At 66.9% G+C, this 25670-nt stretch carries 29 protein-coding genes; 19 read left to right on the top strand and 10 right to left on the bottom strand.

Annotated features, from left to right (window positions below):
* Positions 1–47: 47 nt before the first annotated feature.
* Positions 48–719 (bottom strand): outer membrane protein, encoded by a 672-nt coding sequence (locus ACYX4S_RS02470; protein WP_476361761.1) that lies wholly within the window; start codon positions 717–719, stop codon positions 48–50.
* A gap of 34 nt (positions 720–753) precedes the next feature.
* Here ACYX4S_RS02470 and ACYX4S_RS02465 point away from each other — a divergent pair, with 34 nt between their 5' ends.
* From ACYX4S_RS02465 to ACYX4S_RS02445, 5 genes are all read left to right on the top strand, one after another.
* The gene (locus ACYX4S_RS02465) at positions 754–942 is read left to right on the top strand and encodes a hypothetical protein (RefSeq protein ID WP_293717856.1); all 189 of its coding nucleotides are present in this window, start codon (positions 754–756) and stop codon (positions 940–942) included.
* 113 nt (positions 943–1055) lie between these two features.
* The gene (locus ACYX4S_RS02460) at positions 1056–2099 is read left to right on the top strand and encodes a calcium/sodium antiporter (RefSeq protein ID WP_476361760.1); all 1044 of its coding nucleotides are present in this window, start codon (positions 1056–1058) and stop codon (positions 2097–2099) included.
* 102 nt (positions 2100–2201) lie between these two features.
* Complete coding sequence (locus tag ACYX4S_RS02455; protein WP_476361759.1) at positions 2202–2996, top strand: SDR family oxidoreductase; 795 nt, start codon at positions 2202–2204, stop codon at positions 2994–2996.
* Positions 2993–5044 carry an excinuclease ABC subunit UvrC gene (gene uvrC, locus ACYX4S_RS02450; protein WP_476361758.1) on the top strand — a complete coding sequence of 684 codons (2052 nt, stop codon included), beginning with the start codon at positions 2993–2995 and terminating at the stop codon, positions 5042–5044. Before ACYX4S_RS02455 ends, uvrC begins: the two co-directional genes overlap by 4 nt.
* Before the next feature lie 82 nt (positions 5045–5126).
* A complete protein-coding gene (locus ACYX4S_RS02445; protein WP_476361757.1) occupies positions 5127–5426 on the top strand; it encodes an HlyU family transcriptional regulator in 300 nt (99 codons plus the stop codon).
* Between the two features lie 29 nt (positions 5427–5455).
* Here the strand turns inward: ACYX4S_RS02445 and ACYX4S_RS02440 are convergent, their stop codons facing one another.
* Positions 5456–6193: a GNAT family N-acetyltransferase gene (locus ACYX4S_RS02440; RefSeq protein ID WP_476361756.1), complete on the bottom strand. Its 738-nt coding sequence runs from the start codon at positions 6191–6193 to the stop codon at positions 5456–5458.
* A gap of 195 nt (positions 6194–6388) precedes the next feature.
* Here ACYX4S_RS02440 and pgsA point away from each other — a divergent pair, with 195 nt between their 5' ends.
* The 4 genes from pgsA (at position 6389) to ACYX4S_RS02420 (ending at position 9279) form a co-directional block, all read left to right on the top strand.
* Complete coding sequence (gene pgsA, locus ACYX4S_RS02435; protein ID WP_293717868.1) at positions 6389–6967, top strand: CDP-diacylglycerol--glycerol-3-phosphate 3-phosphatidyltransferase; 579 nt, start codon at positions 6389–6391, stop codon at positions 6965–6967.
* Positions 6968–7020: 53 nt separating this feature from the next.
* The gene (moaD, locus tag ACYX4S_RS02430; RefSeq protein ID WP_476361755.1) at positions 7021–7272 is read left to right on the top strand and encodes a molybdopterin converting factor subunit 1; all 252 of its coding nucleotides are present in this window, start codon (positions 7021–7023) and stop codon (positions 7270–7272) included.
* Positions 7273–7284: 12 nt separating this feature from the next.
* Positions 7285–7776 (top strand): molybdenum cofactor biosynthesis protein MoaE, encoded by a 492-nt coding sequence (locus ACYX4S_RS02425; RefSeq protein ID WP_476361754.1) that lies wholly within the window; start codon positions 7285–7287, stop codon positions 7774–7776.
* Positions 7777–8013: 237 nt separating this feature from the next.
* A complete protein-coding gene (locus tag ACYX4S_RS02420; RefSeq protein ID WP_476361753.1) occupies positions 8014–9279 on the top strand; it encodes a multidrug effflux MFS transporter in 1266 nt (421 codons plus the stop codon).
* Between the two features lie 67 nt (positions 9280–9346).
* Here the strand turns inward: ACYX4S_RS02420 and ACYX4S_RS02415 are convergent, their stop codons facing one another.
* Positions 9347–10444: a serine hydrolase domain-containing protein gene (locus tag ACYX4S_RS02415; RefSeq protein WP_476361752.1), complete on the bottom strand. Its 1098-nt coding sequence runs from the start codon at positions 10442–10444 to the stop codon at positions 9347–9349.
* Between the two features lie 216 nt (positions 10445–10660).
* Positions 10661–11560, bottom strand: a complete 900-nt coding sequence (locus ACYX4S_RS02410) for a branched-chain amino acid aminotransferase (RefSeq protein ID WP_476361751.1) — start codon at positions 11558–11560, stop codon at positions 10661–10663.
* Between the two features lie 356 nt (positions 11561–11916).
* Here ACYX4S_RS02410 and ACYX4S_RS02405 point away from each other — a divergent pair, with 356 nt between their 5' ends.
* The 3 genes from ACYX4S_RS02405 to ACYX4S_RS02395 are packed head-to-tail and all read left to right on the top strand — an operon-like array spanning position 11917 to position 14559.
* Positions 11917–12393 (top strand): MarR family winged helix-turn-helix transcriptional regulator, encoded by a 477-nt coding sequence (locus ACYX4S_RS02405; protein WP_293718197.1) that lies wholly within the window; start codon positions 11917–11919, stop codon positions 12391–12393.
* Between the two features lie 7 nt (positions 12394–12400).
* Entirely contained in the window at positions 12401–13135 is a 735-nt protein-coding gene (locus tag ACYX4S_RS02400; protein ID WP_476361750.1) for a response regulator, read from the top strand.
* Positions 13126–14559, top strand: coding sequence for an ATP-binding protein (locus tag ACYX4S_RS02395; RefSeq protein WP_476361749.1), 1434 nt, complete (start codon positions 13126–13128; stop codon positions 14557–14559). The genes ACYX4S_RS02400 and ACYX4S_RS02395 overlap by 10 nt, the downstream gene beginning before the upstream one ends.
* 27 nt (positions 14560–14586) lie before the next feature.
* On the opposite strand, the gene ACYX4S_RS02390 is transcribed toward ACYX4S_RS02395, so the two are convergent.
* The 4 genes from ACYX4S_RS02390 to ACYX4S_RS02375 form a co-directional block, all read right to left on the bottom strand.
* Positions 14587–15273, bottom strand: coding sequence for a TetR/AcrR family transcriptional regulator (locus tag ACYX4S_RS02390; protein ID WP_476361748.1), 687 nt, complete (start codon positions 15271–15273; stop codon positions 14587–14589).
* Between the two features lie 126 nt (positions 15274–15399).
* The gene (proC, locus tag ACYX4S_RS02385) at positions 15400–16224 is read right to left on the bottom strand and encodes a pyrroline-5-carboxylate reductase (RefSeq protein WP_293717883.1); all 825 of its coding nucleotides are present in this window, start codon (positions 16222–16224) and stop codon (positions 15400–15402) included.
* Positions 16221–16721: a type III secretion system chaperone family protein gene (locus tag ACYX4S_RS02380; RefSeq protein ID WP_293717885.1), complete on the bottom strand. Its 501-nt coding sequence runs from the start codon at positions 16719–16721 to the stop codon at positions 16221–16223. The genes proC and ACYX4S_RS02380 overlap by 4 nt, the downstream gene beginning before the upstream one ends.
* 345 nt (positions 16722–17066) lie before the next feature.
* On the bottom strand, positions 17067–17354 hold the full coding sequence (locus tag ACYX4S_RS02375) for an accessory factor UbiK family protein (RefSeq protein ID WP_422069664.1): 288 nt from the start codon (positions 17352–17354) through the stop codon (positions 17067–17069).
* 186 nt (positions 17355–17540) lie between these two features.
* On the opposite strand from ACYX4S_RS02375, the gene lgt reads away from it, so the two are divergent.
* The 6 genes from lgt (at position 17541) to ACYX4S_RS02345 (ending at position 23362) form a co-directional block, all read left to right on the top strand.
* The gene (gene lgt / locus ACYX4S_RS02370) at positions 17541–18383 is read left to right on the top strand and encodes a prolipoprotein diacylglyceryl transferase (protein ID WP_476361747.1); all 843 of its coding nucleotides are present in this window, start codon (positions 17541–17543) and stop codon (positions 18381–18383) included.
* Positions 18376–19482, top strand: a complete 1107-nt coding sequence (locus ACYX4S_RS02365) for a class I SAM-dependent methyltransferase (protein ID WP_476361746.1) — start codon at positions 18376–18378, stop codon at positions 19480–19482. Before lgt ends, ACYX4S_RS02365 begins: the two co-directional genes overlap by 8 nt.
* Before the next feature lie 89 nt (positions 19483–19571).
* Positions 19572–20342: a peptidoglycan editing factor PgeF gene (gene pgeF, locus ACYX4S_RS02360; protein WP_476361745.1), complete on the top strand. Its 771-nt coding sequence runs from the start codon at positions 19572–19574 to the stop codon at positions 20340–20342.
* Positions 20343–20428: 86 nt separating this feature from the next.
* The gene (locus tag ACYX4S_RS02355) at positions 20429–21586 is read left to right on the top strand and encodes a M24 family metallopeptidase (protein WP_476361744.1); all 1158 of its coding nucleotides are present in this window, start codon (positions 20429–20431) and stop codon (positions 21584–21586) included.
* 74 nt (positions 21587–21660) lie between these two features.
* A complete protein-coding gene (locus ACYX4S_RS02350; protein WP_476361743.1) occupies positions 21661–22179 on the top strand; it encodes a hypothetical protein in 519 nt (172 codons plus the stop codon).
* 250 nt (positions 22180–22429) lie between these two features.
* Positions 22430–23362: a ribose-phosphate pyrophosphokinase gene (locus ACYX4S_RS02345; protein WP_293717899.1), complete on the top strand. Its 933-nt coding sequence runs from the start codon at positions 22430–22432 to the stop codon at positions 23360–23362.
* 77 nt (positions 23363–23439) lie between these two features.
* Here the strand turns inward: ACYX4S_RS02345 and ACYX4S_RS02340 are convergent, their stop codons facing one another.
* Entirely contained in the window at positions 23440–23883 is a 444-nt protein-coding gene (locus ACYX4S_RS02340) for a DUF4399 domain-containing protein (protein WP_476361742.1), read from the bottom strand.
* Between the two features lie 146 nt (positions 23884–24029).
* Here ACYX4S_RS02340 and ACYX4S_RS02335 point away from each other — a divergent pair, with 146 nt between their 5' ends.
* Positions 24030–24476 carry a DUF411 domain-containing protein gene (locus ACYX4S_RS02335; protein ID WP_293717903.1) on the top strand — a complete coding sequence of 149 codons (447 nt, stop codon included), beginning with the start codon at positions 24030–24032 and terminating at the stop codon, positions 24474–24476.
* Positions 24477–24480: 4 nt separating this feature from the next.
* Here ACYX4S_RS02335 and ACYX4S_RS02330 read toward each other — a convergent pair whose 3' ends face one another.
* Entirely contained in the window at positions 24481–25653 is a 1173-nt protein-coding gene (locus ACYX4S_RS02330; RefSeq protein ID WP_476361741.1) for a glycosyltransferase family 61 protein, read from the bottom strand.
* Positions 25654–25670: the final 17 nt, after the last annotated feature.

The following is a 25670-nucleotide window of genomic DNA, read 5'->3' as shown; positions in this document are numbered from 1 at the left end:
GTCGTTCAGCGCCGGGGCGCCTGTCCGGGGCGAGCCCGGACAATGCATCAGAACTTGTAGCTCATGCCGAAGCGGACCTGATTGTTGTTGAGGTCCGTCTTGTAGGCCTGACCGCCGAGCGAGAAGGTCTCGCTGCCGTAGTCCTGGTACATGTATTCCAGACGCGCTGTGACGTTCTGGGTCACGGCACCTTCGATACCGGCACCGGCGGCCCAGCCGACCTTGGTCTTGCTGTCCGAAATGCCGTTTGCCTTGGCTTCGACGTCCGCGATGGCAAGACCACCGGTACCGAACACCATGAAGCGGTCGAAGGCCCAGCCGGCGCGTGCGCGCACGGTGCCGTTCCAGTCGCTCGAGGTGTTGTAGTTCACACCGGCGACATTGCGGGTCTTGTCGATGTCGCTCAGGCTGAAGTCGGCCTCGGCACCGAGCAGGAAGTTCGGCGACAGCATGTAGTTGTAACCGGCGTGCACACCGCCCATGACACCGCTGTCACGATTGGTAAAGCGCCCGGTGACGCCGTTGGACGTCTCGAATTCAGACCAGTTCCAGCCCAGATGACCACCGAAATAGAACCCCGACCAGTCGAATCGCTCGGCCGGAACCGGATCGGTGTAGGTGTAGGTCTCGGCCGGCTGCGGAAGGTCGGCCGCCTGAGCCGTCGCGGCCGCGGCGATGGCGACGGCAAAGGTCATGCCGGCAGCTGCTAGACGCTTCATGCGAATACTCCGTTACAACGTGGATCTCGGTCGAATGGCACAAACCATCCGCGCCCCCAGCCCATCTGATATGGCGATTGAATGTGGCAATGGCAGTCAGGAAATGAGGAGAAATGCGGGCAATCGCGACTTTCTTGCCTGTCATGGTAACCAGTCGGTTACCATGCGCCGCCTGCAGCCCTGCATCCCGGCGGCCACGCTCGGTCTTTTCATCAAGGGGTGAATGCATATATAGGGGCGGGGCGTGCCCGGGGGGCACCGGAGGCGTATCGCGCGGGGGTCGACCCGTTCGGTCCCGCCGCCCTCATCTTGCACCGTCCGGGTAGTCCAGGGTTCATGATAATCGACTATGTCAGCCTGCTTGGCGGTCTCGTTGTTCTCATCGTCGCGGGCGACGTGCTGGTGCGCGGTGCCGTGGGTATCGCCGAGAAACTCGGCATTCCCACCCTCGTCATCGGCCTGACCATCGTCGCCTTCGGCACGAGCGCCCCCGAGCTTGTCATCTCGCTCAATGCCGCCCTGGACGGGTTGCCCGGCATCGCGGTCGGCAACGTGGTTGGCTCCAACATCGCCAATGTGCTCGCCGTGCTCGGTCTGCCGGCACTGTTCGCGGCCACCAACTGTCGCGAGGACGGCGCCACCCGCAACGCGCTCATCATGGTCGGCATCAGCATCGTCTTCGTGGCGATGTGCTTCATGTCGCCGATCTCGCGCCTCGACGGCGTGCTTCTGCTCGTCCTGCTTGCCCTGTTTCTGTATGAATCCGTGCGTGCGACCCGCAAGCACCGCGCCGCCAATGGCGCGGCGGCATTTGCCGACGCAGGCGTAAGCACCGGCGGCGGGTCCCCGGAAACCGCACCCGGTGACGATGCCTGCTGCGGCGGAGAGACCCCGTTCGAGGAAGTCGAAGGCGTGCCGGAAAGCCCGATGCTCGCCATTCTTTTCGTCGTGCTCGGCCTGATCGGCCTGCCTCTCGGCGCGCATTTCACCATCGAGGGGGCCTCGGCCCTGGCCCGAAGCTGGGGCGTGTCCGATGCCGTGATCGGACTGACCGTGGTCGCGCTCGGCACTTCGCTGCCGGAGCTGATGACCTCGCTGATGGCCGCCGTTCGCGGCCATGCGGCCGTTGCGCTCGGCAACGTCATCGGGTCCAACATCTTCAACCTGGTGGCAATCATGGGCATCACGGCGGTTGTCGTGCCCATCGACATTCCCCAGGAGGTGCTGGCACTCGACGTTTGGGTCATGCTGGCCGCCGGCGTTCTGGTTCTCGCCTTCGCTTGGTTCCGCACCACGATCCGCTGGCCTCTCGGACTGGTCTTGTGCGCTCTCTACGCTTCCTACATCCTTGCCGTGTTCCAGCTCGGAAAATCCATCTGAGCGAGAAGTCGGTGACCTCACGATCCGTCGTGACCAACACCGCGTAGGACAACGGCACGACCGGCGTGATCTCGCCGGCGCCATCCCGGGAGGAGAAGCGACATGGACCGCCACGACACAGACGGCTCCGGCGGGGCCGCCTCAATGCCCGTCGCGCTGGTGACCGGCGGCGCACGCCGGATCGGGCGCGCGATCGTCAAGGACCTTGCCGCGAGCGGCTTCGCCGTGGCGATCCACGTCAACACGTCACGCGAGGAGGGCGAGGCTCTCGCCCGCGACATTCGCGAAAGTGGCGGCGAGGCCGCCGTCGTGCAGGCTGACCTTACCCGCGCCGACGCCCCCGCGCGTGTCGCGCATGACGCCGCGAAGGCACTTGGCCCCGTCCGTCTCCTGGTCAACAGCGCCTCACTGTTCGAGCCCGACGAGATCGGTTCGCTCACGCTCGAGCGCTACGAGGCGCATCAGGCGATCCACACGCGCACTCCGGTCTTCCTTGCCCAGGAGATGGCAAACGCCCTGCCCGCCGGCCTCGAGGGCCTCATCGTCAATGTGATCGACCAGCGCGTCTGGAAGCCCACGCCCCAGTTTTTCTCCTACACGCTGTCCAAGGCGGCGCTGTGGAGCGCGACGCAGACCATGGCCCAGGGTCTTGCCCCGCGCATCCGGGTCAACGCCATCGGCCCCGGCCCGACGCTCGCGAACATCCGCCAGCAGCCGGAGGATTTCGCCAAGCAGGTCGCGGCGGTGCCCCTTCGCCGTGGCCCCGGGCTCGATGAATTCGCCCGCACCATCCGCTTCCTGTGGGAAACCCCCTCGATCACGGGACAGATGATCGCCCTCGACGGTGGTCAGCATCTTGCCTGGGAGACGCCCGACGTCGTAGGCATGGTGGAATGAAACCGGAACATCCGCAGGACGAAACGCCCGACGCTCCCGAGGCCTCGCCGACACCGCTCGGGCCTGACGCGCGCGGCGTCGAGGTCATCGCGCATTTCGTGCGCCGCCTGCCGTTCGCGCCCGGCGTCTACCGGATGCTCGATGGCGAGGGCAACGTGCTCTACGTGGGCAAGGCCCGCTCGCTCAAGAAACGCGTGACCAGCTACACGCGCCTTCAGGGGCAGTCCAACCGCATCATGCGGATGATTCTCTCCACCGCCTCGATGGAGTTCGTCACCACCCGCACGGAGACGGAAGCGCTCCTGCTCGAGGCGAACCTCATCAAGCGCCTCCGGCCGCGCTTCAACGTGCTGCTGCGCGACGACAAGTCCTTTCCCTACATCCTCCTGACCGGCGATCACGAGGCCCCCGCGCTCGTCAAGCATCGCGGCGCACGCCGGCGCAAGGGCAGCTATTTCGGCCCCTTCGCCTCCGCCGGCGCGGTCAACGGCACGATCAATGCGCTGCAGAAGGCGTTTCTGGTGCGCAACTGCACCGACAGCTACTACGCCAATCGATCACGGCCCTGCCTGCTGCACCAGATCAAGCGGTGCGCGGCCCCCTGCACCGGCGAGATCTCGCTGGAGGACTATGCCGGGCTCGTCGCCGAGGCGAAGGCGTTCCTGTCCGGCCGCAGCCAGATCATCAAGAAGGAGCTGGCCGCGCAGATGGAGCAGGCCTCGGCCAATCTCGACTTCGAGAGCGCGGCCATCTACCGCGACCGGCTGGCCGCTCTCTCCCACGTCCAGTCGCACCAGGGCATCAATCCGCAGACCGTGGTCGAGGCCGACGTCTTCGCCGTCCATCAGGAAGGCGGACAGACCTGCGTGCAGGTGTTCTTCTTCCGCACGGGGCAGAACTGGGGCAATCACGCCCAGTTTCCCCGTGCCGACCGATCCATGAACGAGGCGGAGGTTCTGGAGAGCTTCCTTGCCCAGTTCTATGACGACAAGCCGGCCCCCCGCCTGATCCTGCTGTCCCATGACGTGGAGGAGCGTGAGCTTCTGGCCACCGCCCTCGCCGAGCGGGCAGGTCACCGGGTCGAGGTCGCGGTGCCGCAGCGTGGCGAGAAACGCGAGCTGGTCGAACATGCCATCCGGAACGCCCGCGAGGCGCTCGGCCGCAGGCTGGCCGAGACGAGCAGCCAGGCTCGCCTTCTCAAGGGTGTCGCGGAGGTCTTCGGGCTGGAGCGCACGCCGGATCGCATCGAGGTCTACGACAACTCCCACATCATGGGCACAAACGCGGTCGGCGGCATGATCGTCGCCGGGGCCGAAGGATTTGCCAAGGGCCAGTACCGCAAGTTCAACATCAAGTCGGAAGACCTCGTTCCCGGCGACGACTACGGCATGATGCGCGAGGTCCTGACCCGGCGCTTCTCGCGCCTGCTGAAGGAACACGCCGAGGACCGTCCGTCGCTGCGCCATGCACGCGAGGCGGCGCGCGCGAGCGAGGCGGCGGAAGCGGAAAAGCCGGGAGCACCGCTTTCGCTTGCGGCGACCGTGGACGCGCCCGTGACGGAAAGCGAGCCCGATGCGGCCGCCGACACGGCGACCATGCCCGCCTGGCCGGATCTCGTCTTCATCGACGGCGGTCTCGGCCAGCTCAATGCGGCGCGCGAGACGCTTGAGAGCCTGGGGATCGACGACGTCCCTCTCGTCGGCATCGCCAAGGGACCCGACCGGGATGCGGGACGGGAGAAGTTCTTCATCCCCGGCCGCGACGCTTTCATGCTGCCCGAGCGCGATCCGGTGCTCTACTTCGTCCAGCGCCTACGCGACGAGGCGCACCGCTTCGCCATCGGCTCCCACAGGGCGCGGCGCAAGAAGGACATCGCGAAGAGCCCGCTCGACGAGATCGCCGGCATCGGCCCGGCCCGCAAGCGCGCGCTGCTGCGCCATTTCGGCACCGCAAAGGCCGTCTCCAAGGCCGGCATCTCCGACCTCATGGCCGTGGACGGCGTGTCGGAGTCCGTCGCCCGCACGATTTACGACCACTTCCACGAATAGGCGCGGGTCCCGCGCGGCTGGTGTCCCGCGAACGGGACCGTTATACCCTTAAAGGTACACACGAAACGGCGGGAGACGACCCATGGGGCTTGGCAAGTGGCTTGGCGGACTGTTCGGCGGCGGCTCAAACACCGGCTCCGGCGGCAAGGCCCGCTTCAAGGCCGAAGAGCACAAGGGATTCCTCATCACCCCGGCACCGACACAGCGTGACGGCCAGTGGCAGGTGGCCGGCACGATCTCTCGCGAGGGCGCCGACGGCACCCGCCAGGAACACGCCTTCATCCGGGCCGACCTCCTGCCGAGCGCCGACGAGGCCGCCGAGTTCGCCATGCGCAAGGGGCGCCAGATCGTCGACGAGCAGGGCGAACGCCTGTTCGGCTGATCCCCTGCCCGCCTGATTTGCAAGCCGCTTCAGGTCCTTGGCCGCAGGTCCGCCAGGCGCTGGCGCTGCTGTCCCCCGGCATCGAAGTTCTCCGGGTCGAGCCACGCCTCGAAAGCCTGCCTGAGTGCCGGCCACTCGCTGTCGAGGAGCGAATACCAGGCCGTGTCGCGGTTGCGCCCCTTGTAGATCGTCGCCTGACGGAACACGCCCTCGAACGTGAAACCGAGGCGCCGGGCCGCCGCCTGCGAAGGCGCATTGAGCGCGTCGCATTTCCACTCGTAGCGCCGATAGCCAAGCTCGTCGAAAACACGCGCCATCATCAGGTACATGGCCTCGGTCGCGATTGGCTTGCCCTGCATCAGCGGCGAAAAATGGATGTGGCCGACCTCGACCACGCCGCAGGCCGGATCGATGCGCAGGTAACTGGCAACCCCCACGGCCTTGCCGGTCTCCTTGTCGACGATCACGTGGAAGTGAGGATCCTCGCCGGTGTAGGTCTTCTCGGCGAAGGCCGTGAACGCCTCCAGCGTCTCGAACGGCCCATAGGCGAGATAGGTCCAGTTGCGTCCTTCCGTGTCGATCCGGTAGGCCGCGAAGAGATCGGCCGCATGACGTTTGGCATCGAAAGCCTCGAGGCGACAAAGCCGACCCTGCATGGGCGTGCGGGGCGGCCGCGGCCGAGCGCTCCAGCCCGCCAGTTCCTCCCCGATCGGCTGTCCCAGAGCGTTCTTTCTTTCCGCCATGCCGTGATCCGTTCCCTGCTTCATGGTTGGTTTCTTCCGATACGATCCTTGCCCTCGGGGAGACGCGGGTTCCAGTACCGCTTGCCGGCAAAAGGAAGGCCGGGCTGGTCCCATCCAATTCCTCGCGCGGGCCGCAGGCAGATTGACGGGACCCGCCGCACATGGTTGAAGGTTCGCAACGGACCGTCCTTCCCGGCAACCCGCGAGCCTGTTCACACGATGTCGCGATCCCACGTCTGGAGCCTTCCCAACATCCTGACCTACGGGCGGATTCTCGCCGTACCGGCGGTCATGGTGTGTCTGACGCCCGACTTCCAGGGTCACGGCGCCCGATGGAGCGCGCTGGCGATCTTCGTCATCGCGGCGATCACCGACTTCTTCGACGGCTATCTGGCGCGCGCGTGGCAGCAGCAGTCCCGCCTCGGGCAGATGCTCGACCCGATCGCCGACAAGCTGCTCGTCGCCGTCTGCCTGCTTCTGCTGGTCGGCAAGGGAGACATCGGCGGCTGGTCGATGATCGCGGCCGCCATCATCCTGTGCCGCGAGATCCTGGTCTCGGGCCTGCGCGAGTTCCTGGCCGACCTGCGCGTCAGCGTCCCGGTGACCAAGCTTGCGAAGTGGAAGACCACGGTGCAACTCGTCGCCATGGCGTTCCTGCTTGCCGGCCCCGCAGGCGAGGCGGTCCTGCCGGGCACCGAACTGATCGGCCTGACCGCCCTTTGGGTCGCCGCCGTGCTGACCCTATATACCGGCTACGACTATTTCCGCGCCGGCATCGGCCACCTGATGAGCGACTAGGGCATCCTCCTTGGAGCTCCCGTCGGCGCGCAGAGCACGCTTGAGGAAACGCCATGCAGATCCGTTACTTCGCCTGGGTGCGCGAACGCGTCGGCGTCGACGCCGAGACGATCGACCTGCCCGACACGGTAACGACCGTCGCCGGTTTGATCGACTGGCTGGCGACGCGCGACGAGTCGCATGCCCATGCCCTCGAGGACCGCGATACCATTCGCGTCGCGCTCGACCAGGAGCATGTGGAGCATGACGCGCCGCTTGCCGGCGCGCGCGAGGCGGCCCTGTTTCCGCCCATGACCGGCGGCTGAGCGGAGCACGTCGTGAGCGGACCTGTTGCCGACATTCTCGTACGCATCCAGGCGGAGGATTTCGATCCGGCCGCAGAAGTCGCGCGCATGACGGCCGGCCATGCCAACATCGGCGCGGTCGTGACCTTCACGGGCCTGTGTCGCGACGAGGACGGCACGCTCGACGCGCTGGAGCTTGAACACTATCCGGGCATGGCGGAAGCCGAAATCCGCCGCATCGCCGAGCAGGCCGCGGGGCGCTGGCCGCTCGACGGATTGACCGCGATCCACCGCCACGGCCGTATTGCGCCGGGCGCCAACATCGTCTTCGTCGCCGCCACCTCGCGCCACCGTCGCGCGGCCTTCGAGGCGGCTGAATTCCTCATGGACTTCCTCAAGACCCGCGCGCCCTTCTGGAAGAAGACCCACATGAAGGACGGCAGCAGCGGCACCTGGGTGGATGCGCGCGAAGCCGACCTGGCCGACGCGGACCGCTGGTCGGTTTCTTCCCCGGACAAGGGGTAGCAAGGGCACCCGGGCACGCCTCGCGAAGGGGCCTGTCAGAAAACCGTGCCTTGACCCGGAGCGAAAACCGGCCGAAGACTGAAGCAACCTCGGTCGCCGCCCCGCTTTTCGCGCCTTTCGCTGCGGCCCCTCTCCCGTCCGGTCGATTTCATTCGCCCCACGGTACGCCTTCGTGTCGCATCGCGCGCTCGCGGCCTGTCCCGCAGCGCGGCGGCGTGACGCCAGTCTGGATACGACATGCCACCCAGTTCCTCCTCCGCCGCGATTGCCGGCGCCGACATGACCGCGACAACCGGCGGCCAAAGACCGCGTCACGGACTTTCCTTTCGCGAATTCGTTGCGATTGCCGCCGCGCTGATGGCGCTGAACGCGCTCGCGACGGACATCATGCTGCCCGCTCTCGGCGACATCGCCCGCGATCTCATGGTCTCCGATCCCAACGAGCGGCAGAAGGTCGTCATCGTCTATCTGCTCGGGTTCGGCTGTGCGCAGCTTGTCTGCGGCACCCTGTCGGATCTGTACGGCCGGCGCACGGTCCTGCTCACCGGGCTCGTGCTCTACACGGCCGCCGCCGTGCTCTCCACCTTCGCCCAGACAATGGACCAGTTGCTTCTCAGCCGGCTGTTGCAGGGCATCGGCTGCGCCGCGCCACGCATCGTCGCGGTCGCCATGGTGCGGGACAGCTACTCCGGCGCCCGCATGGGCAAGGTCATGTCGCTCGTCATGATGGTGTTCATGACCGTGCCGGTTCTGGCGCCCTCCGTGGGTCAGGCGATCCTGCTCTTCGGCGAATGGCGCTCGATCTTCCTGGTGCTGGCGATCTGCGGCTTCATCCTCTTTGCCTGGGGCGGAGCGCGCCTGGGCGAAACCCTGCCCGCCGAGGAACGCAGCCCCTTCTCCGTCCGCGAGATGACCGGCGCCTTCGCCACCGTCTTGAGGACGCGCACCAGCGTCGGCTACATGCTGGCACTGACCTTCATCATCGGAGCGCTGTTCGCCTTCATCGCCTCCGCCCAGCAGGTTTTCGTGGAAACCTTCGGGCTGGGGTCGCTGTTCCCGGTGATGTTCGCGATGACCGGTATCGCGCTGGCGATCTCGTCCTTCTTCAGCGCTTCCGTGGTCGAACGCATCGGCCTGCGTCCGCTCTCCCACGTGGCGTTGGTGTTCTACGTTCTGGTCAGCCTGACCCAGGTTGTCGTCGCCGCCACCTGGGGCACCAGCCTCGTCGCCTTCGCGGGCCTGCTGATTCTCGGCATCTTCGCCTTCGGCATGATCGGCCCGAACTTCAACGCCATTGCCATGGAGCCCCTCGGCCGGGTCGCGGGAACGGGCGCGGCCATCATCGGCTTCGTCACCACGAGCGGTGGCGCGCTGCTCGGCTATCTGGTGTCCAGCCATTATGACGGAACGGTCCTGCCTCTGACGGCAGGCTTCGCCCTGTTCTCGATCAGCGCCCTGGTCGTCGTGGCGGTCACCGAGCGCGGGCGCATGTTCAAGCCCTGAACAAGCCTTGCGAAACCTCTGCGGCAAGAACGCAAGCGGGGCGGCCGGTGGCGGCCCCGTTTGCGTTTCACCCGTCGGGAAAGAGTTCGTAGAGCGTGGAATGCAGAAGCTGCATCCGGGCACCGAAGCGCACGACGACCGCGTCCTGTGCGGGCAGGAAATAGACCGTCTGGCCATCGAGGCCGGAGAAATAGGCAAAGGCTCCGTGAAGTGCCGCGTCCGGGCGGTCCAGCACGTCATGGCGGACCTGATCGCCATAAACGCCTTGCCGGCGCGCCTGCGGGGCCAGGTCGGGCAACAGAAGGTCCCGCCACAAGGCTTCCGGCAGGAACGGACTCTCCGGCGTGCCGTTGTCCAGCAGGAAGCGCCCTACCCGGACCCAGTCCAGAGGCCGCGCATAGAGGCAGCAATAGGCGGACACGCCCTCGCCTGCGGGATATTTGCGCCACCATGCATCGGCCGCCCCGGCGGGTTTCCAGATCAGCGACGACAGCAGCTCCGGCAGGGGCATGTCATAGACACGTTCCAGCATCAGGCCGAGCAACGCGGTATTGGCGCTTTGATAGTGGAACTCGCCCGCCATTTCCGGATCGACCCGCAGGTCGGCCATCACCGCTTCGATACCGTAGGCATGGATCCTCGCCAGCGGACCGAAGGGCGAAAACGCGTGATCATCGGCGGAGGCCATGCCGGTTTTCGGCGGCTCGGGTGACATCGCCAAGCCGCTGGACATGGTGAGCACATCGCCGACGGAGACATCCGGCGCGCGGGCTCCGAGAACCGCCCTCAGCCGCGTTTCGAGGCCGTCGATCTTCCCGTCCGCGACCGCCCGCAGAACCAGCGCTCCCACCAGGCTCTTGACCAGGGAATAGGAATTCAGCCGTGTATCGCGGTCAACGCCGCCAAGATAGACCTCACGCCGAAGAACGCCTCCACGCTCCATGAGAAGCGCGCGCCCCTCGCTTTCCGCAAGGCGCACCCGTACCGCCGCGGGCGGGGCCTCGGCGGGAGGCGGGTCGACCATCCCCGAGGCTCCCTCGACCAGAGAATAGGTACCCGCAGCCGGCCATACCGGCCCCGGAAAGCCCTCACCGGCGAGAATGAAGAGCTGAGGCGCGCGCCAGGCTGCCAGGCCCAGGGCGGCGAGCACGAGGGCGAGCGTCACGCAGGCCACGCTCCAGAAGCGTCGTGAGGAAGGAAAGCGTCCTGAAAAAGAGACCATCCGCGTCATTCACTCCAAGGGGAGCCGGCGGGACGAGGGCGGCCCTCCGATCGTGTCGCGCCCCAAAAACAAATGCCGTCGCGATGTCGGACATCGCGACGGCATTTTGATGGCACGGAATTCACGACCCGAAGTCGTGTCTCCGGAAACGTCCGCGTATCAGCCTGCGGCGGCCAGACGCGCCTCGCTGCTCGGCGTCACCTCGGCCGTGTAGTCGGTCATCAGCGTGCGCGTGATGTCGTCCACCTGGAACGAGAAGTCGGCGATCTCCGACACCGGCGTCACTTCCGCCGCCGTTCCGGTAAGGAAGCAGGCCTCGAAGCCCGACAACTCCTCCGGCAGGATCGTGCGCTCGACGACCTCGATGCCACGGCGCTTGGCCAGGTCGATGACCGTGCGTCGCGTGATGCCGTCGAGGAAACAATCCGGCGTCGGCGTGTGGATACGGCCTTCCTTGGTGAAGAACACGTTGGCGCCGGTCGCCTCGGCCACATGGCCGCGCCAGTCGAGCATCAGCGCATCGGCATAGCCCTTGCGCTCGGCCTCGTGCTTGGAGATCGTGCAGATCATGTAGAGACCGGCCGCCTTGGACCGGCTCGGCGCGGTCGCCGGATCCGGACGACGGTAGGGCGCCATGTCGAGGCGGATGCCCTTGAGACGCTGCTCCGGATCGAAGTAGCTCGGCCACTCCCATGCGGCAATCGCGAGATGGATCGTATTGTGCTGGGCCGACACGCCCATCATCTCGCTGCCACGCCAGGCAATCGGACGCACATAGGCGTCGACGAGGTTGCCGCGCTTCAGGAGCTCGCGGGTCGCGTCGTTGATCGTTTCGGCCGAATAGGGGATCTCGAAGCCGAGCAGACGAGCGGATTCGTGCAGGCGGTCGGTATGCTCGCCGAGCTTGAACACCTCGCCGCCATAGGCCCGCTCACCCTCGAACACGGCGCTGGCGTAGTGCAGGCCGTGGCTCAGCACATGCAGCTTCGCATCCGCCCAGGGCACGAACGCGCCGTCGTACCAGATCTGGCCTTCATGTTGATCGAATGGGATCGCCATCTCGTCTTAACTCCCGATCCTGGGGCGGGCTCCATCCCGCCTGCGTTTGCCTTCGCGATGCGGGTCTTGCCGCATCGTCGCTTTCCCGGTTCGCCTCCCTTGAGCGCCACATCAGCCTTTTGCGCGTTCCGTCAGGACTTTGTATGGTGACGGACCCGCGGGGCGGCACGGCCCCAAGGGCGATATCGCGACCGGGAGGATCATGCTCTGCAAAGCCAAAGGACAACATCTACCATGCCTGGCGGGCGATGACGTACGATCGTTTCGCAGAAGACCTCCAACGTGTAACAATCGGTCGGATATAAGTCAATATGGCTGACTTAAATTTCTCACAACCGGAGTCGGAGGCTGCACGCATGGTCGACGAGGGCGCGGAATCCCGCGATTCCGCCGTGGATCTCATCGAACTCCTGTTCTTCGCCTATCGCGATTTCACCGGCGATCCGGACGCGGTTCTGGCCGAATACGGTTTCGGGAGGGCGCATCACAGGGTGCTGCATTTCGTCACCAGGAATCCCGGCCTCAGGGTGAGCGATCTCCTGTCCATCCTGCGCATCACCAAACAGTCGCTGGCCCGCGTGCTCAAACAGCTTGTCGAGGAGGATTTCATCGTCCAGCGGCCCGGCCCGCAGGATCGGCGCGAACGGTTGCTCTATCCCACGGAGCGCGGCCGCGAACTCGCGGGCCGGCTGACCGACCTTCAGGCGCTGCGTATCCGACGGGCGCTGGAAGCCATGCCGGAGGACGCCCGCGACGTGGCGCGTCAGTTCCTGTTCCACATGATCGATGCCGACCAGCGCGCCGGCGTCGCCTCCCTGATCGATCACGGCTGAGGACCCAATGCCGACGACCGGTGACATGCAAGAGCCACGCGCAACCGTATCCAGGCCGCCGGAAGACGACGCGCCGCACCTTCTGCTCGTGGATGACGACACCCGCATCCGCACCCTGCTGCGCCGCTTCCTGAGCGAGAACGGCTTCCGGATCACCGCCGCCGCGACCGCCGCCGAGGCCCGGCGCCAACTCGAGGGCCTTGCCTTCGACCTTCTGGTGGTGGACGTGATGATGCCGGGCGAAAGCGGGCTCGACCTCGCCGCAAGCCTTCGCGCGACCAGCGAGGTGCCGATCCTGATGCTGACCGCCCGCTCCGATGCGTCCGACCGTATCGCGGGGCTGGAGGCCGGCGCCGACGATTATCTGGTCAAGCCGTTCGAACCGCGCGAACTCCTGCTGCGCATCCGCGCCATCCTGCGCCGACACACCACAGCGGACGCCCCGGTTCCGGCCGACATCCGTTTCGGCCCCTTCATCTTCGACGCCACCCGGCGCGAATTGCGCAAGGGGGAGGAGTCCGTGCGTCTCACCGACCGGGAGAAGGAAATCCTGGCGATCTTCGCCGACAAGCCGAACGAGACCGTGCCGCGCACGGAAATCGTCGGCGATGACAGCGGCCTTGGCGAGCGCACCGTCGACGTGCAGATCAACCGCCTGCGCCGCAAGATCGAGACCGATCCGGGCAATCCGCTCTACCTGCAGACGGTGCGCGGGATCGGCTACCGGCTCGTATGCGACTGACGGCCGCGCTCCGGTGGCTGGGCGAGTGGATCCGCGCGGTCCGCCTCCCCCTTCCCGCCCCGCTCGCGCGCCTCCTTGCCCTTCTTGCGGTGCCCTACCGCTGGATAGCGCGCACGCTCTACCGGCACAGTCCCAAGGGCCTGTTTCCGCGCACGCTGCTCATTCTCGTGGTGCCGCTCGTCATCATGCAGGCCGTGCTCGCCTTCGTGTTCATGGAGCGCCACTACAATCTGGTCACTCAGCGCCTGTCCGACTCGGTCGTCCGCGACATCGCCATGCTGGCCGAACTCATCCGCGATTATCCCGAGGAGGAGGATCTGGAGCGGCTGACGACCCTCGCCCGCGCCAATCTCGACCTCACCGTCACCATCCTGCCGCTGGAGCCCCTGCCGCCACCTCGACCCAAGCCCTTCTTCGACATCGTCGATCGCTACCTGTCGCAGCAGATCAGCCAGCGCATCGGCCGGCCCTTCTGGATCGACACGGTCGGGCGGTCCAGTTTCGTCGAGATCCGTATCCAGCTCGAGCGGCACACGCTGCGCGTCATCGCGCGCCGCAGCCAGACCTACGCGTCCAATTCGCATTTCTTCATCGTGTGGATGGTCTCGACCTCCCTGGTGTTGATGATCATCGCGCTGCTGTTCCTGCGCAACCAGACAAGGCCCGTCGAGAAGCTCGCAACCGCCGCCGAGAGCTTCGGCAAGGGACGCCCCATCGACAGTTTCCGCCCGTCGGGCGCACGCGAGGTGCGCCGCGCCGCCCAGGCCTTCATCGAGATGCGGCGGCGCATCGAGCGCCAGATCGAGCAGCGCACGGCAATGCTCGCCGGCGTCAGCCACGACCTGCGCACCATTCTCACGCGCTTCCGGCTTCAGCTCGCGCTCTTTCCCGACAGCGAGGAAGTGCGCGCCCTTCAGCGCGACGTGGACGAGATGAAGACCATGCTGGAGGACTATCTCGCCTTCGCCCGTGGCGAGGGCGATGAGCAGCCGACCCCGACAGACGTGGCACTCGTGCTGGAGGACCTTGAAGCGGAGGCGGAGATCGTGGGCGCGGAAGCCTCCTCGAGCTTCACCGGCGCACCGGTGGTCACGCTCAAGGCACTCGCCTTCAAGCGCGCGCTCACCAATCTCGCCACCAACGCGGCTCGCTTCGGCAAGCACGTGCGCATCGAGGGCCGCAACGCGGACGGCTGGCTCACCATCGTGATCGAGGATGACGGCCCGGGCATTCCAGAGGAGGAGCGGGAGAACGTCTTCCGCCCCTTCTACCAGCTCGACCAGGCGCGCAACCGGGATGCCGGCGGCAGCGGGCTGGGCCTCGCCATCGCGCGCGACGTCGTGCGCGCCCATGGCGGCGACCTGGTTCTTGGCGAAAGCTCCGACCTCGGCGGGCTGATGGCGAGGGTGCGCATCCCGACCTGAGCGAACGCCGGTCGTCCGCGAGGGCCTTTACGCCGCGGGAGCGGCCGGCTCTCCGGCCTCCGGGGTGTCGCTCTCCTGCGCGCGCGTCCCTTTCGGGGAGCGTGCTCCGAAGGCACGCCTGAAAAGCGGCGAGACCATCCGTTCGACCTTGTCGATCCGCCCCATCCAGCTCTCTCCCTCGTCGAGCTGCCGGTCGAGCGCCGCCATGGTCCGGGCCAGCCCCGGGTCCTCGTCTTCGAGCCAGACATCGATGACCCGGGAGAAGGCGACGACCAGTCCCTGCGCCATCATGCCGGCACGCAGCCCCGAGGCCGGAATGCCCGCCGCCGTCAGCATCCAGCGCGCGGAGGTCGCAAGTTCCCGGTTGAGTCGGAGCGCAAGGGCGGGATCGCGACGCGCCGCGACACCGATCGCGCGGATCGCCGGCTTGCAGGCGGACATGATGTCGAGACGCGTCATCAGGACGTCGAAGAGGCGATCGCGCGCCGGTTCGTCCGCCATGTCGGGATCGACACGGTCGAGCACTTTCTGGTCGACCTCCGACAGGAAGGCGCGCACGCAGGCCGTCTTGTCGGGAAACTCGCCCCTGAGCACCGAGAGCTTCACGTCGGCGGCACCCGCGAGTTCGGCCATCTCGAAGCCGGACCAGCCGTGTTCGCCGAGAAGCTCCAGAAAGGTATCGAGGATCTTGCGCCGGGTCTTCTGGGTCGCCATCGCACGTCTCCCTGTCAGCAGTCAGTGGCCGGGCACGACGCCCGGCTCATGACATGATCTAGGTCCGAAGCCGTCCGCTTGCGAGTCCCGTACGCCGGATTGCGCCCAGGATGGCAGCCTCGCCTGTCAGCCGGCCAGCTCCTCGGAGCGGCGCTTGGCCGCGGCAACCGCCTTGTCCATCACCGGCTGGATCCCGTCATCGGCCATGAGAACCTCAAGCGCGGCGGCGGTGGTGCCATTGGGCGAGGTGACGTTGCGGCGAAGCTGCTCGGCCGGAAGGTCGGACTGGTACAGAAGCTCGCCCGCCCCGCACACAGTCTGGCGTGCGAGCTTCATGGCAAGCTCCGCATCAAGCCCCGCCTTGCGGCCCGCCTCGGCCATCGCCTCGACAAGATGGAACACATAGGCCGGTCCGGAACCGCTGACGGCGGTCACCGCGTTGATGTCTTCCTCGCGCTCCACCCACGCCGTCGCGCCGATCGCCGCCATGAGCGCATCGACCGTTTCGCGCTGCGCCGCATCCGTGCGGGCGTTGGCGAAGCCCACGCTCATGCCGCGCCCGACCTGCGAGGGCGTGTTCGGCATCACGCGGACCACCGGCACGTCGCCGAAAGCCGCCTCGAAGGTGGCGACCGGCGTGCCCGCGGCAACCGAGATCACCAGCGTGTCGGGCGCGACGCCTGCCGCGAACGCGGGAAGAGCGGCGGCCATGACCTGCGGCTTCAGCGCCAGCAGAAGCACACCGGCGACAAGCCCATCGGGAAGGGTCGGCGCATGGGCCACCCCGCGCGTTTTCGAAAGCGCGAGAAGCTCGTCCGACGGATTGGGATCGATCACGAGGACCGACTGCGGCTCGACGCCGGAGGCGATCCAGCCCGCGAGCATCGCGCCCCCCATCTTGCCGGCCCCGACGAGAACCAGCGGACGCTCCTTGGAAAACGTGAAACTCATGCTTCGCCTGCCGTCTCGAAAAGCGCGGTATCGATAGCCTCGGACGCGCTCTTGCCCGCCCAGACCACGAACTGGAATGCCTGATAGTAGCGCTCGCAGGAATCGAGCGCATTGGTGAGAAGTCCCTCGATCTGCCGCGAGGTGGCCTCGGCGCCCCCCGCAAGCAGCAGGGACTGGCGGAAGATCACCACGCCTTCCCGGTTCCACAGGTCGAAGTGCCCCATCCAGAGCTGCTCGTTGACCAGCGCCAGAAGCCGCACGACCTCCGTGCGGCGCGGCTCGGGCACCTTGAGGTCGAACGCGCAGGCAAGATGCAGCGCCTCGATGTCTTCCATCCAGGAAAAGGAAACGTGGTAGTCGCACCAGCTTCCGGCGACGGAAATGGTGATTTCCTCGTCGCAGGAGCGTTCGAATGTCCAGTCGTTGATGGCGGCGATGTGCTCGATCGTGTCAACCGGATTCGCGGGCCGTTCGAAGTCGATGTCGATGAGGCTCATGAAGGTTCCTCTCGGCTTGCGGGACAGCCCGCCCGTCCCCGGGGCGCGTGTCCGTCATGTCGGTCCGCAGGTTGGTGGCCTGCCGCAAGCGAAGGTCCGCGAGCCGCCGCAACGGCAGGTCCCCTCAACCGGACCGGATCGCCGCGAATCTGCGCTTCCATCCGAGTATATAGGCACACTCGGCGTCAAAGATATGTTCACTCTTCATTTACGGTTTTGTAACTGTGGACGGCACGCGCCCGCATCAGGCGCGCAAACCGCGCCCGCCCGAGGAAAACCGCGCGATCCGGAATGCGCGCGGCCCGCCCCTTGGATTGTAAAAAATTACGATAAACCGCTTGCGCGTCAGGCGTCGTCTTTCTTGGCGCCCGGCGCGGAAGCGCCCTTGCCGGCGGCTGCCTCGAGTTCGGCGACGCGCGCTTCCAGCGCCTCGACCATGTCGAGCGCCTTGGCGGCCATGTCCTTTACGACGTCGTATTCCTCACGCTTGACGAGGTCCATGTCGGCCAGGAAACGCTCCGCCTGGGAGCGGAACACGCCTTCGACCTCACGCCGCGCGCCCTGCGCGACACCGGCGGCGTCCGTCATCAGCTTCGCCAGATCATCGAGAACGCGATTGGGGCCCTGTGTCATTCCGGCAATCCTTCCGCAAAGAGGCTGACGCGCACCCTGCTTCCGGGCCGCGCCCCCTTACCTAATGCGCTTTGGCGCGCGGCGAAACACCCCTGTCGGTGGAAAGTGTCGCAGTGTGGCCGCGCTTGACGGCCACACTCGCGCCCTGCAACGTCGCGCCGCCCGTCAGAGCCTCCTGGAGACCCGATGCCGACACTGGTCCTGCCCTTTCCCGCCATCGATCCCGTCCTGATCGAATTCGGCCCTTTCGCGATTCGCTGGTACGCGCTCGCATATATCGCCGGGCTGCTGCTCGGCTGGTACTACATGCGCCGTCTGGTCAGCGCGGACGGGTTGTGGCGGGGAACGCCGCATCCCTCGCTCCTGCAGGTCGATGACTTCGTTGTCTACGCGACGCTCGGCACCATCCTGGGCGGGCGTATCGGCTACGTCCTGTTCTATTCGCCGGACTATTACCTCTCCAATCCGGCCGAGATCCTGCAGGTGTGGACCGGGGGCATGTCCTTTCACGGCGGCTTCCTCGGCGTGGTCGCGGCCATGATCGTCTTCGCGTGGCGGCACAAGCTGTCGCTCTGGACGCTGTTCGACCTTGCCGGCACCGTCGCCCCCATCGGCCTTTTCTTCGGTCGTATCGCCAACTTCATCAATGGCGAGCTGTGGGGCCGCCCGAGCGACGTGCCCTGGGCCATGGTGTTCCCGGGCGCGGGTCCCGAACCGCGTCATCCCAGCCAGCTTTACGAGGCCGCGCTGGAAGGTGTCCTGCTCTTCGTCGTCACGGCGCTCGTGGTGCGCGCCGGCGGCTACCGGCGCCCCGGCCTCGTGGCCGGCGTCTTCGCGCTCGGCTACGGCATCGCCCGTTCCGTCTCGGAGCTTTACCGCGTGCCCGATGCGCACATCGGCTACTTCCAGTTCGGCCTGACCATGGGGATCATCCTGTCGCTGCCGATGATCGCCGCCGGCCTTTTCGCCATCGCCCGGGCCCTGTCGCGCCCGCGCGCCAAGGAAACGGGGCCGGCCAGCGATGCTTGAAGACACCCCGCTCGCGGCCCGCATCCGCGAGATCGTCACCCACAACGGCCCCATGCCGGTCGCCGACTTCATGGCGCTTTGCCTGGGCGATCCGGTGCATGGCTACTACATGCAGGCCGAGCCCTTCGGCGCCGCGGGCGATTTCATCACCGCGCCCGAGGTCAGCCAGCTCTTTGGCGAGATGGTCGGCATCTTCCTGCTCACCGCCTGGCAGCGCATGGGCGAGCCGGAGCGTTTCCATCTGGTGGAGTTCGGCCCCGGACGCGGCACACTCATGGCCGACGTGCTGCGGGTTCTGGCGCTGCGGCCTGCAGCCCTTGCCGGCGTCACGCCGCATCTGGTGGAAACGAGCGCCCGCCTGCGCGAGGTCCAGCGAGAAACACTTGCCGCCCGTGCGCCCGCGCCGGGCAACGCCCCATGCTGGCATGACAGCGCAAACGGCCTTCCCGAAGACGCGCCGCTGCTGATGGTCGCCAACGAGTTCTTCGACGCCCTGCCGATCCGGCAGCATGTGCTGAATGCCGGACAGTGGCGCGAACGCTGCATCGGGATCAATGACGCCGGCGCACTTGCCTTCGCCCTTGGCCTTGGAACGCTGGCACCCGCCGATCTGCCCGGGGACCTGTCGCGGGTCGCCGACGGCGCCGTGATCGAGACCCAGCCCGTTGCCAATGCCATCGCGGAGGAGCTTGGCGCGCGCCTCGCAGCCCAGGGCGGTGCCGGCCTGGTCATCGACTACGGCTACCCCCGGACGGCTCCCGGCGACACGCTGCAGGCCATGCGCGCCCATGCTCATGTGCCCGTGCTTGACGAGCCCGGCCGCGCCGATCTCACGGCCCACGTCAACTTCGAGGCCCTTGCACGCGCGTTCATGCGCGGCGGCGCCCCCGCCCGGCCGCTCATGACCCAGGGCGACTTCCTGCTCGGCCTCGGTCTTCTCGAGCGTGCCGGAAGGCTTGGCGCCGGCAAGCCCGCCAGGATCCAGGAGCAGATCCGCAACGACGTGGAGCGTCTTGCCGCGCCGGCCGAGATGGGTGAGCTGTTCAAGGTTCTGGCCGTCGCGCCGCAAGGGCTGGCACTTCCCCCTTTCAACGACTGACCGGCCCCTTTCAACGTTTGACAGGACCGCCGGGTGCACCCACCATCCCGGCGATCCGCTTCCGGCACTTCCACGGAGTCCCCGCCCCCATGCTGACATCGCCCGACCTCGCCGCACTCGACGGCATCGCTCACGGTTTCTTCACCCGTGCGGGCGGCGTGTCCCAGGGCATCTACGCCTCGCTCAACGTGGGACACGGCTCGGACGACGACCAGGAGGCGGTCCGCGAGAACCGCACCCGCATCAAGAGCCTGCTCGGACTGCCGAACGGCGCGCTCGTCTCGCCCCACCAGCACCACTCGGCGACCGCCATCGTCGTCACCGAGCCCTGGACGCCTGACAACCAGCCGAAGGGCGACGCGCTCGTAACCGACCGGCCGGGCATCGCGCTCGGCATCTCCACCGCCGACTGCGGCCCCGTGCTTTTCGCCGACGAGACGGCGCGCGTGATCGGCGCCGCGCACTCCGGCTGGCGCGGAGCGGTCACCGGTGTTCTGGAGGCAACGCTTTCCGCCATGGAGACGCTCGGTGCGCGCCGCGACCGCATCACCGCCGTTCTGGGCCCGACCATCTCAAGCGCCAACTACGAGGTCGGCTCCGAGTTCGTGGACCGCTTCATCGACGCGGACCCGGAAAACGCGCGCTTCTTCAGCCCCGGCGCGGGCCCGGACAAGGCGTTCTTCGACCTGCCCGCCTACATCCTGTTCCGCCTGAGCAGCGCCGGCGTGGGCCGCGCGGCGGATCTCGGCCGCTGCACCTATGCGGAGGAGGACCTGTTCTTCTCCTACCGGCGCGCCACCCATCGCGGAGAGCCGGACTACGGCCGCCTCATGTCCGCGATCGCCCTGCCCGGCCAGTAACCTCCCCATTCCTGCCGCCTCGCGGCGCGAACCGGGACATGGATCCCGGACGCCGCCCGGCCCTGCCCCATCGACCGGAGCCGTTCATGTCCCTTGCCTTTTCCCACGCGGAATACGCCGCCCGCCTCGACCGCCTCGTCGTGCGCATGGCCGAGGAGGACCTCGACGCGATGCTGCTCTTCGCCCAGGAGAGCATGTACTGGCTGACGGGCTACGACACCTTCGGGTTCTGCTTCTTCCAGTCGATGGTGGTCACCCGCGACCGGGACATCGTGCTGCTGACCCGCTCGGCGGACCTGCGGCAGGCGCAGATCACCTCCATCGTCGAGGACATTCGCGTGTGGGAGGACCGGGACGGCGCGTCCCCGGTGCTGCAGCTTCGCGACCTTCTTGAGGGAATGGGGCTCAAGGGCACGCGGCTCGGCGTCGAATACGACACCCACGGCATGACCGGGCGCATCGCGCTCGACATGGCCGCGCATCTGTCCGCGTTCGCCAGCCTTCATGACCACTCGCTTCTGGTGGAACGCCTGCGCGCGGTGAAATCCCCCGCCGAAATCGCCCTTGTCCGCAAGGCGGCCGCACTGACCGATGCGGCCTACGAGGCCGCCCTTCCATTGGTGGAGCCAGGCGCCCGCGAGGGCGAAATCCTGGCCGCCATGCAGGGCGCGGTCTTTGCCGGCGACGGAGATTATCCCGGCAACGAGTTCATCATCGGCTCCGGGCGCGAGGCCCTCTTGTGCCGTTACCAGACCGGACGTCGGGTGCTTGGAGAAAACGACCAGCTCACGCTCGAATGGGCGGGCGCCGCCCGGCGCTACCATGTGGCAGCCATGCGCACCGTGATCGTCGGGGAACCGGACCCGCGCCACGTCGCACTCCATGCCGCTGCCCGCGACGCCCTTGAAGCGGTCGAGGAAACACTCGTTCCGGGCAGGACCTTCGGCGACGTGTTCGCCGCCCATGCGGCGGCCGTCGACGCACGTGGAGAGAGCGCCCACAGGCTCAATGCCTGCGGCTACTCGCTTGGCGCGCGCTTCGCGCCGAGCTGGATGGACTGGCCCATGGCGTATCGCGACAATCCCGCCGTCATCGAGCCGGACATGGTGATTTTCATGCACATGATCCTGATGGATTCCGACAGCGGCGCGGCCATGTCGCTGGGGCAGACCTACCTCACCACGCAAGGCGCGCCGGAGTGCCTGTCCAAGCTTCCCCTCGACCTTCCGGTCAAGGCGGGCTAAACGGGAAGGGCCCGACAGGTTCCCGGATGCGGGGCCTTCCATCACGAGACGGACAGAAGATCGACAAGAAGCCGATGAGCGTCATCCGAGCAAGCCGCCCGACCGTTTTGCGCCTGACCGTCCTGGCGACGGCCCTCGCCCTTCTGACCGCCTGCGCGGGCGGTCCCGTGCCTCCGGCCGCGGTGGACAACCGCGCGACCACGCGCGCAACCGCCCCCGCCTCGACGTCGCCGGACAAGGTGACGGTCGCCTTCGAGCCCTTCACCGGTGCACCGGGCAACATCGCCGACGACCTGGCCCGCAAGATCGGCAGCGAGGCACGGGTCCAGAACCTCAAGCTCGTGCGCCGGGTCGGCGCGCCGGCCACCTACCGCGTGAAGGGCTATCTGGCCGCCTCGGGCGACCAGTCCTCCACCACCATGTTCTATGTTTTCGACGTGGTCGATGCCTCCGACACCCGCGTGCACCGCATCGTCGGCCAGGAATCAGCTCCCGGCTCCTCCGGCGACCCCTGGTCGGGCCCGAACAGCGACACGCTGGAGCGCGCCGCGCGGCGTGCCGTGACCGAACTCGTCGCCTGGATCAGGCGCTGACCTGCCATGTCCTCGTCCCCCGTCTTCACCAAAAACGGCAAGAAGGGGGCACAGGCCGGTTGTGAAACGGCGGTGCGGTTGATACAACGCCGCCGCCTGTTGGAGGAACGGCGGAGGAGACGCCGCTGATGGTGTCCTCATCGCATCCGAGCATGGCCAAGAACGAATATTCTGACAGACCACGTGTGACCCTGTCGCGCCGATGCCGCGCGTCCTGCGGCAGCGGACCCAGAACAAGGACTTGCGGGCCATGAAGATCGTCGCGGGCAATTCCAATCGCGCGCTTGCCGAGGAAGTGTCCAAATATCTCGACGCACCTCTTGCCAAATGCTCGGTGCGCCGCTTTGCCGACCAGGAAATTTTCGTCGAGATCCAGGAGAACGTCCGTGGCGAGGACGTGTTCATCCTGCAATCGACCAGTTTCCCGGCCAATGACCACCTGATGGAGCTGCTCATCATCATCGATGCGCTGCGCCGCTCCTCGGCCAAGCGGATCACCGCGGTGCTGCCCTACTTCGGCTATGCCCGCCAGGACCGGCGCGCCACGGGCCGCACGCCGATCTCCGCCAAGCTGGTCGCCAACCTCATTGCCCACGCCGGCGCGCATCGCGTCCTGACCCTCGACCTTCACGCGGGCCAGATCCAGGGCTTCTTCGACATCCCCACCGACAACCTGTTTGCCGCGCCGGTCATGACCCGCGACATCAAGGAGCGCTACACGACCGGCAACGTGCTGGTGGTGTCGCCCGACGTCGGCGGCGTGGTGCGTGCCCGTGCGCTTGCCAAGCGCATCGACGCACCGCTGGCGATCGTCGACAAGCGCCGCGACAAGCCCGGCGAGTCCGAGGTCATGAACATCATCGGCGACCCGGTCGGCCGTGACTGCATCCTGGTCGACGACATCGTCGATTCGGGCGGCACGCTGTGCAACGCCGCCGAGGCCCTGCTGGACAAGGGCGCCAATTCGGTGACCGCCTACATCACCCACGGCGTTCTGTCGGGCGGCGCGGTGGCCCGCGTGACCTCGTCCAAGCTCAAGGAGCTGGTCATCACCAACTCCATCGAGCCGACGGCGGCCGTGCTTGCCGCGCCGAACATCCGCACGATCTCGATCGCGCCGCTCATCGGCGAGGCGGTGTCGCGCACGGCGCTCGAACAGTCGGTGTCGAGCCTGTTCAACTGATCTGCGTCACTGGACGTCGAAGACGAAGACGGCGGGGGCAATCCCCGCCGTTTTGCGTTTCCAGGGCTTGATTGCGCCTATTCCACCGTCACCGTGATGACCCTGGATTCGACCGGCGGGTCATGCGGCACGTGATTCTGGTCCGCCAGAATGAGCTGAAGCGTGTGTTCGCCGGGCGCCAATTCCAGCGAGGTTTCCGTCTGCCCGCCACCGAAGTGCCGGTGGGTCTCGTCGGAGGGAATCGCGCTGTCGTAGTCCTCGAGCTTCTGGTCGATGAGCAGGTGGTGGTGGCCGGTGTTTTCCTTTTCAACGCCCGCGGGCGCGACGCCCATCCCCTTGAGACCGAAACGCACCGTCACCGGGCTCGACACCGTGTCACCGTCCTGCGGCGTGATGAAATAGACCTCGGCCCCGTCCGGAGCCGCCGTGCGGTGATCGTCGGCGAATGCCGGGACGGGAAGCAGGAGCAGTGGCAGGGCAAGCGCTCCGGCGAGCCGGCCGGCACCTTTGGTTCTGGACATGGGACGTCTCCTTTGTTTCGTGCCCTCCGCCCCCTGGTGAGTTGGGGCGCGTTCCGGCCTGCGACAAGGGAGCACTTGACCCTCCACTTGCTGGAAGCTCCAGACTGTTCCCGTTCCAACATCAGCCCACCAAGCTGGAGCCCCCGATGAAACGCCTGTCCCTTGCCGCCCTGCTTGTCGCAAGCGCCCTTGCAACGCCCGCCCTCGCCGCGGGCGGTCCCGCCATGACGGTCTTCAAGTCGCCCTGGTGCGGTTGCTGTGAAGCCTGGGCGAAAATCATGGAAGATGCCGGCTTCACCGTCACGATCGAGAATCGCGAGGACCTTGATCCCGTGAAGCGGCAGGCCGGCGTTCCGCAGGCGATGGAAGGCTGCCACACGGCGATGGTCGACGGCTATTTCGTGGAAGGCCATGTCCCCGTGGCGTCGGTCAGGCGGATGCTGTCCGAGCGCCCGCAAATTGCCGGGATCGCCGTTCCAGGCATGCCGTCCGGCTCGCCCGGCATGGGTGAGGATGCGAGCGCACGCTACGACGTCCTCTCGGTCGACGGATCGGGCAAGGCAGCGATCTACGAAAGCGTCGGCGCGCGCTGAGCGCCTATCCGCCGTCGGAGGCCAATCCGGCGGCGGACGCGCCCGTCCCCGCCACGTCCCGAAGCATGGCCGCGACCTCACCGGCATCGACGGAAAAGCCCGCGAAAAGCGGCTCCACGTCGTCCTCCTCGCTCAGCGAAGGGATGCTCCGGTAGACGAGGCCCGCCTGCGCGGCGAGATCCATGAAACACGGATTGGCGTGACGCCTTGGCATGAACTCGAGCAGCACCGTTCCCGGAGCCGCCCACACGATGTTGGTGAGGCCTGCGCCATGGGGCGCAACCACCATCTCCGCCTGGGCGAACAGGGTCCTCTGGTCCGCGACCGAAAGGGTCGCGCAGTCGACCACCTCGAAACCGTACGGAGCGAGTACCTCAAGGACCTCGGCCTCATTGAGAAAGGGCCTGCGCAGGGCGCCCCCGCGCGTGATGTAGAGCCGCCGCCCGGGAAGCGTGCGCACCGGCTGCCGCCAGCCACTGATTTCGTGCAGAGCCCTGACGATCCAGTCGTGGCTGCGGTTTCCGCCCTTGATCCGCACCGGAACATGCGCCCGCTCCACCTCGAAACCGTCGGCGGAAGACAGGGGCACGATGCGCTCGCGCGGAATGCCGCACAGACGCACGATCTCCTCCTGCCAGCCGGCACCGTTCCACGGCATGAGGAAATGTCGGACGGAGGCAAGGTCGACGCCGCACTGCCCGAGGAACCAGGCGTCGCACATCGCATCGGCCCAGAAGTGAAAATAGTTCCTGCAGTCGGAATAATAGGCGCCGAGCACCACCGCATCGCCGTCGAGCCTCGTGACGCTCATGGCCTTGTCGCGCCGCCGCTTGAGGGTGGCTCCCAGCCCCAGCTTCCAGTGCGCGAACCGGACGGTGCGCATCCGCGCGTCCGACAGCCGGAGCCAGCGGGCGTGTTCGTCCTTGTCCGGATTCACATGCGGAAGGGACGAGATCCGCAGTCCGTGCTCCACCAGAACGCCGGCCGGCCCGCCACCGGCCAGCGCCAGGTCCTCCCGGTTCCACACGAGCGGCGCCACATCCGGCCCGACGGTATCCCAGGTCGCGGGGGTCGACATGATCTCCTGCAGCCTGTCCGGCGCGGGGCGGAAGCCGGAGCGCTTCCGGGCGTCGATCGCGAACGCGCGATCGACCATGTCAATGAGGAAGGAATACACGTTCGCGCGCCGTCTTG

This window comes from Stappia sp. ABD4_338, assembly GCF_056312175.1.
The sequence above is the reverse complement of the archived record's forward strand: the minus strand, read 5'-3'. Positions and strand labels throughout refer to the sequence as shown.

Bases quoted from the DNA above. Each gene is read 5' to 3' on its own strand.
- ACYX4S_RS02470 (WP_476361761.1), bottom strand. From the start codon at position 719: ATGAAGCGTCTAGCAGCTGCCGGCATGACCTTTGCCGTCGCCATCGCC.
- ACYX4S_RS02465 (WP_293717856.1), top strand. From the start codon at position 754: ATGGCACAAACCATCCGCGCCCCCAGCCCATCTGATATGGCGATTGAA.
- ACYX4S_RS02460 (WP_476361760.1), top strand. From the start codon at position 1,056: ATGATAATCGACTATGTCAGCCTGCTTGGCGGTCTCGTTGTTCTCATC.
- ACYX4S_RS02455 (WP_476361759.1), top strand. From the start codon at position 2,202: ATGGACCGCCACGACACAGACGGCTCCGGCGGGGCCGCCTCAATGCCC.
- uvrC (WP_476361758.1), top strand. From the start codon at position 2,993: ATGAAACCGGAACATCCGCAGGACGAAACGCCCGACGCTCCCGAGGCC.
- ACYX4S_RS02445 (WP_476361757.1), top strand. From the start codon at position 5,127: ATGGGGCTTGGCAAGTGGCTTGGCGGACTGTTCGGCGGCGGCTCAAAC.
- ACYX4S_RS02440 (WP_476361756.1), bottom strand. From the start codon at position 6,193: ATGAAGCAGGGAACGGATCACGGCATGGCGGAAAGAAAGAACGCTCTG.
- pgsA (WP_293717868.1), top strand. From the start codon at position 6,389: ATGTCGCGATCCCACGTCTGGAGCCTTCCCAACATCCTGACCTACGGG.
- moaD (WP_476361755.1), top strand. From the start codon at position 7,021: ATGCAGATCCGTTACTTCGCCTGGGTGCGCGAACGCGTCGGCGTCGAC.
- ACYX4S_RS02420 (WP_476361753.1), top strand. From the start codon at position 8,014: ATGCCACCCAGTTCCTCCTCCGCCGCGATTGCCGGCGCCGACATGACC.
- ACYX4S_RS02410 (WP_476361751.1), bottom strand. From the start codon at position 11,560: ATGGCGATCCCATTCGATCAACATGAAGGCCAGATCTGGTACGACGGC.
- ACYX4S_RS02405 (WP_293718197.1), top strand. From the start codon at position 11,917: ATGGTCGACGAGGGCGCGGAATCCCGCGATTCCGCCGTGGATCTCATC.
- ACYX4S_RS02400 (WP_476361750.1), top strand. From the start codon at position 12,401: ATGCCGACGACCGGTGACATGCAAGAGCCACGCGCAACCGTATCCAGG.
- ACYX4S_RS02395 (WP_476361749.1), top strand. From the start codon at position 13,126: ATGCGACTGACGGCCGCGCTCCGGTGGCTGGGCGAGTGGATCCGCGCG.
- ACYX4S_RS02390 (WP_476361748.1), bottom strand. From the start codon at position 15,273: ATGGCGACCCAGAAGACCCGGCGCAAGATCCTCGATACCTTTCTGGAG.
- proC (WP_293717883.1), bottom strand. From the start codon at position 16,224: ATGAGTTTCACGTTTTCCAAGGAGCGTCCGCTGGTTCTCGTCGGGGCC.
- ACYX4S_RS02380 (WP_293717885.1), bottom strand. From the start codon at position 16,721: ATGAGCCTCATCGACATCGACTTCGAACGGCCCGCGAATCCGGTTGAC.
- ACYX4S_RS02375 (WP_422069664.1), bottom strand. From the start codon at position 17,354: ATGACACAGGGCCCCAATCGCGTTCTCGATGATCTGGCGAAGCTGATG.
- lgt (WP_476361747.1), top strand. From the start codon at position 17,541: ATGCCGACACTGGTCCTGCCCTTTCCCGCCATCGATCCCGTCCTGATC.
- ACYX4S_RS02365 (WP_476361746.1), top strand. From the start codon at position 18,376: ATGCTTGAAGACACCCCGCTCGCGGCCCGCATCCGCGAGATCGTCACC.
- pgeF (WP_476361745.1), top strand. From the start codon at position 19,572: ATGCTGACATCGCCCGACCTCGCCGCACTCGACGGCATCGCTCACGGT.
- ACYX4S_RS02355 (WP_476361744.1), top strand. From the start codon at position 20,429: ATGTCCCTTGCCTTTTCCCACGCGGAATACGCCGCCCGCCTCGACCGC.
- ACYX4S_RS02350 (WP_476361743.1), top strand. From the start codon at position 21,661: ATGAGCGTCATCCGAGCAAGCCGCCCGACCGTTTTGCGCCTGACCGTC.
- ACYX4S_RS02345 (WP_293717899.1), top strand. From the start codon at position 22,430: ATGAAGATCGTCGCGGGCAATTCCAATCGCGCGCTTGCCGAGGAAGTG.
- ACYX4S_RS02340 (WP_476361742.1), bottom strand. From the start codon at position 23,883: ATGTCCAGAACCAAAGGTGCCGGCCGGCTCGCCGGAGCGCTTGCCCTG.
- ACYX4S_RS02335 (WP_293717903.1), top strand. From the start codon at position 24,030: ATGAAACGCCTGTCCCTTGCCGCCCTGCTTGTCGCAAGCGCCCTTGCA.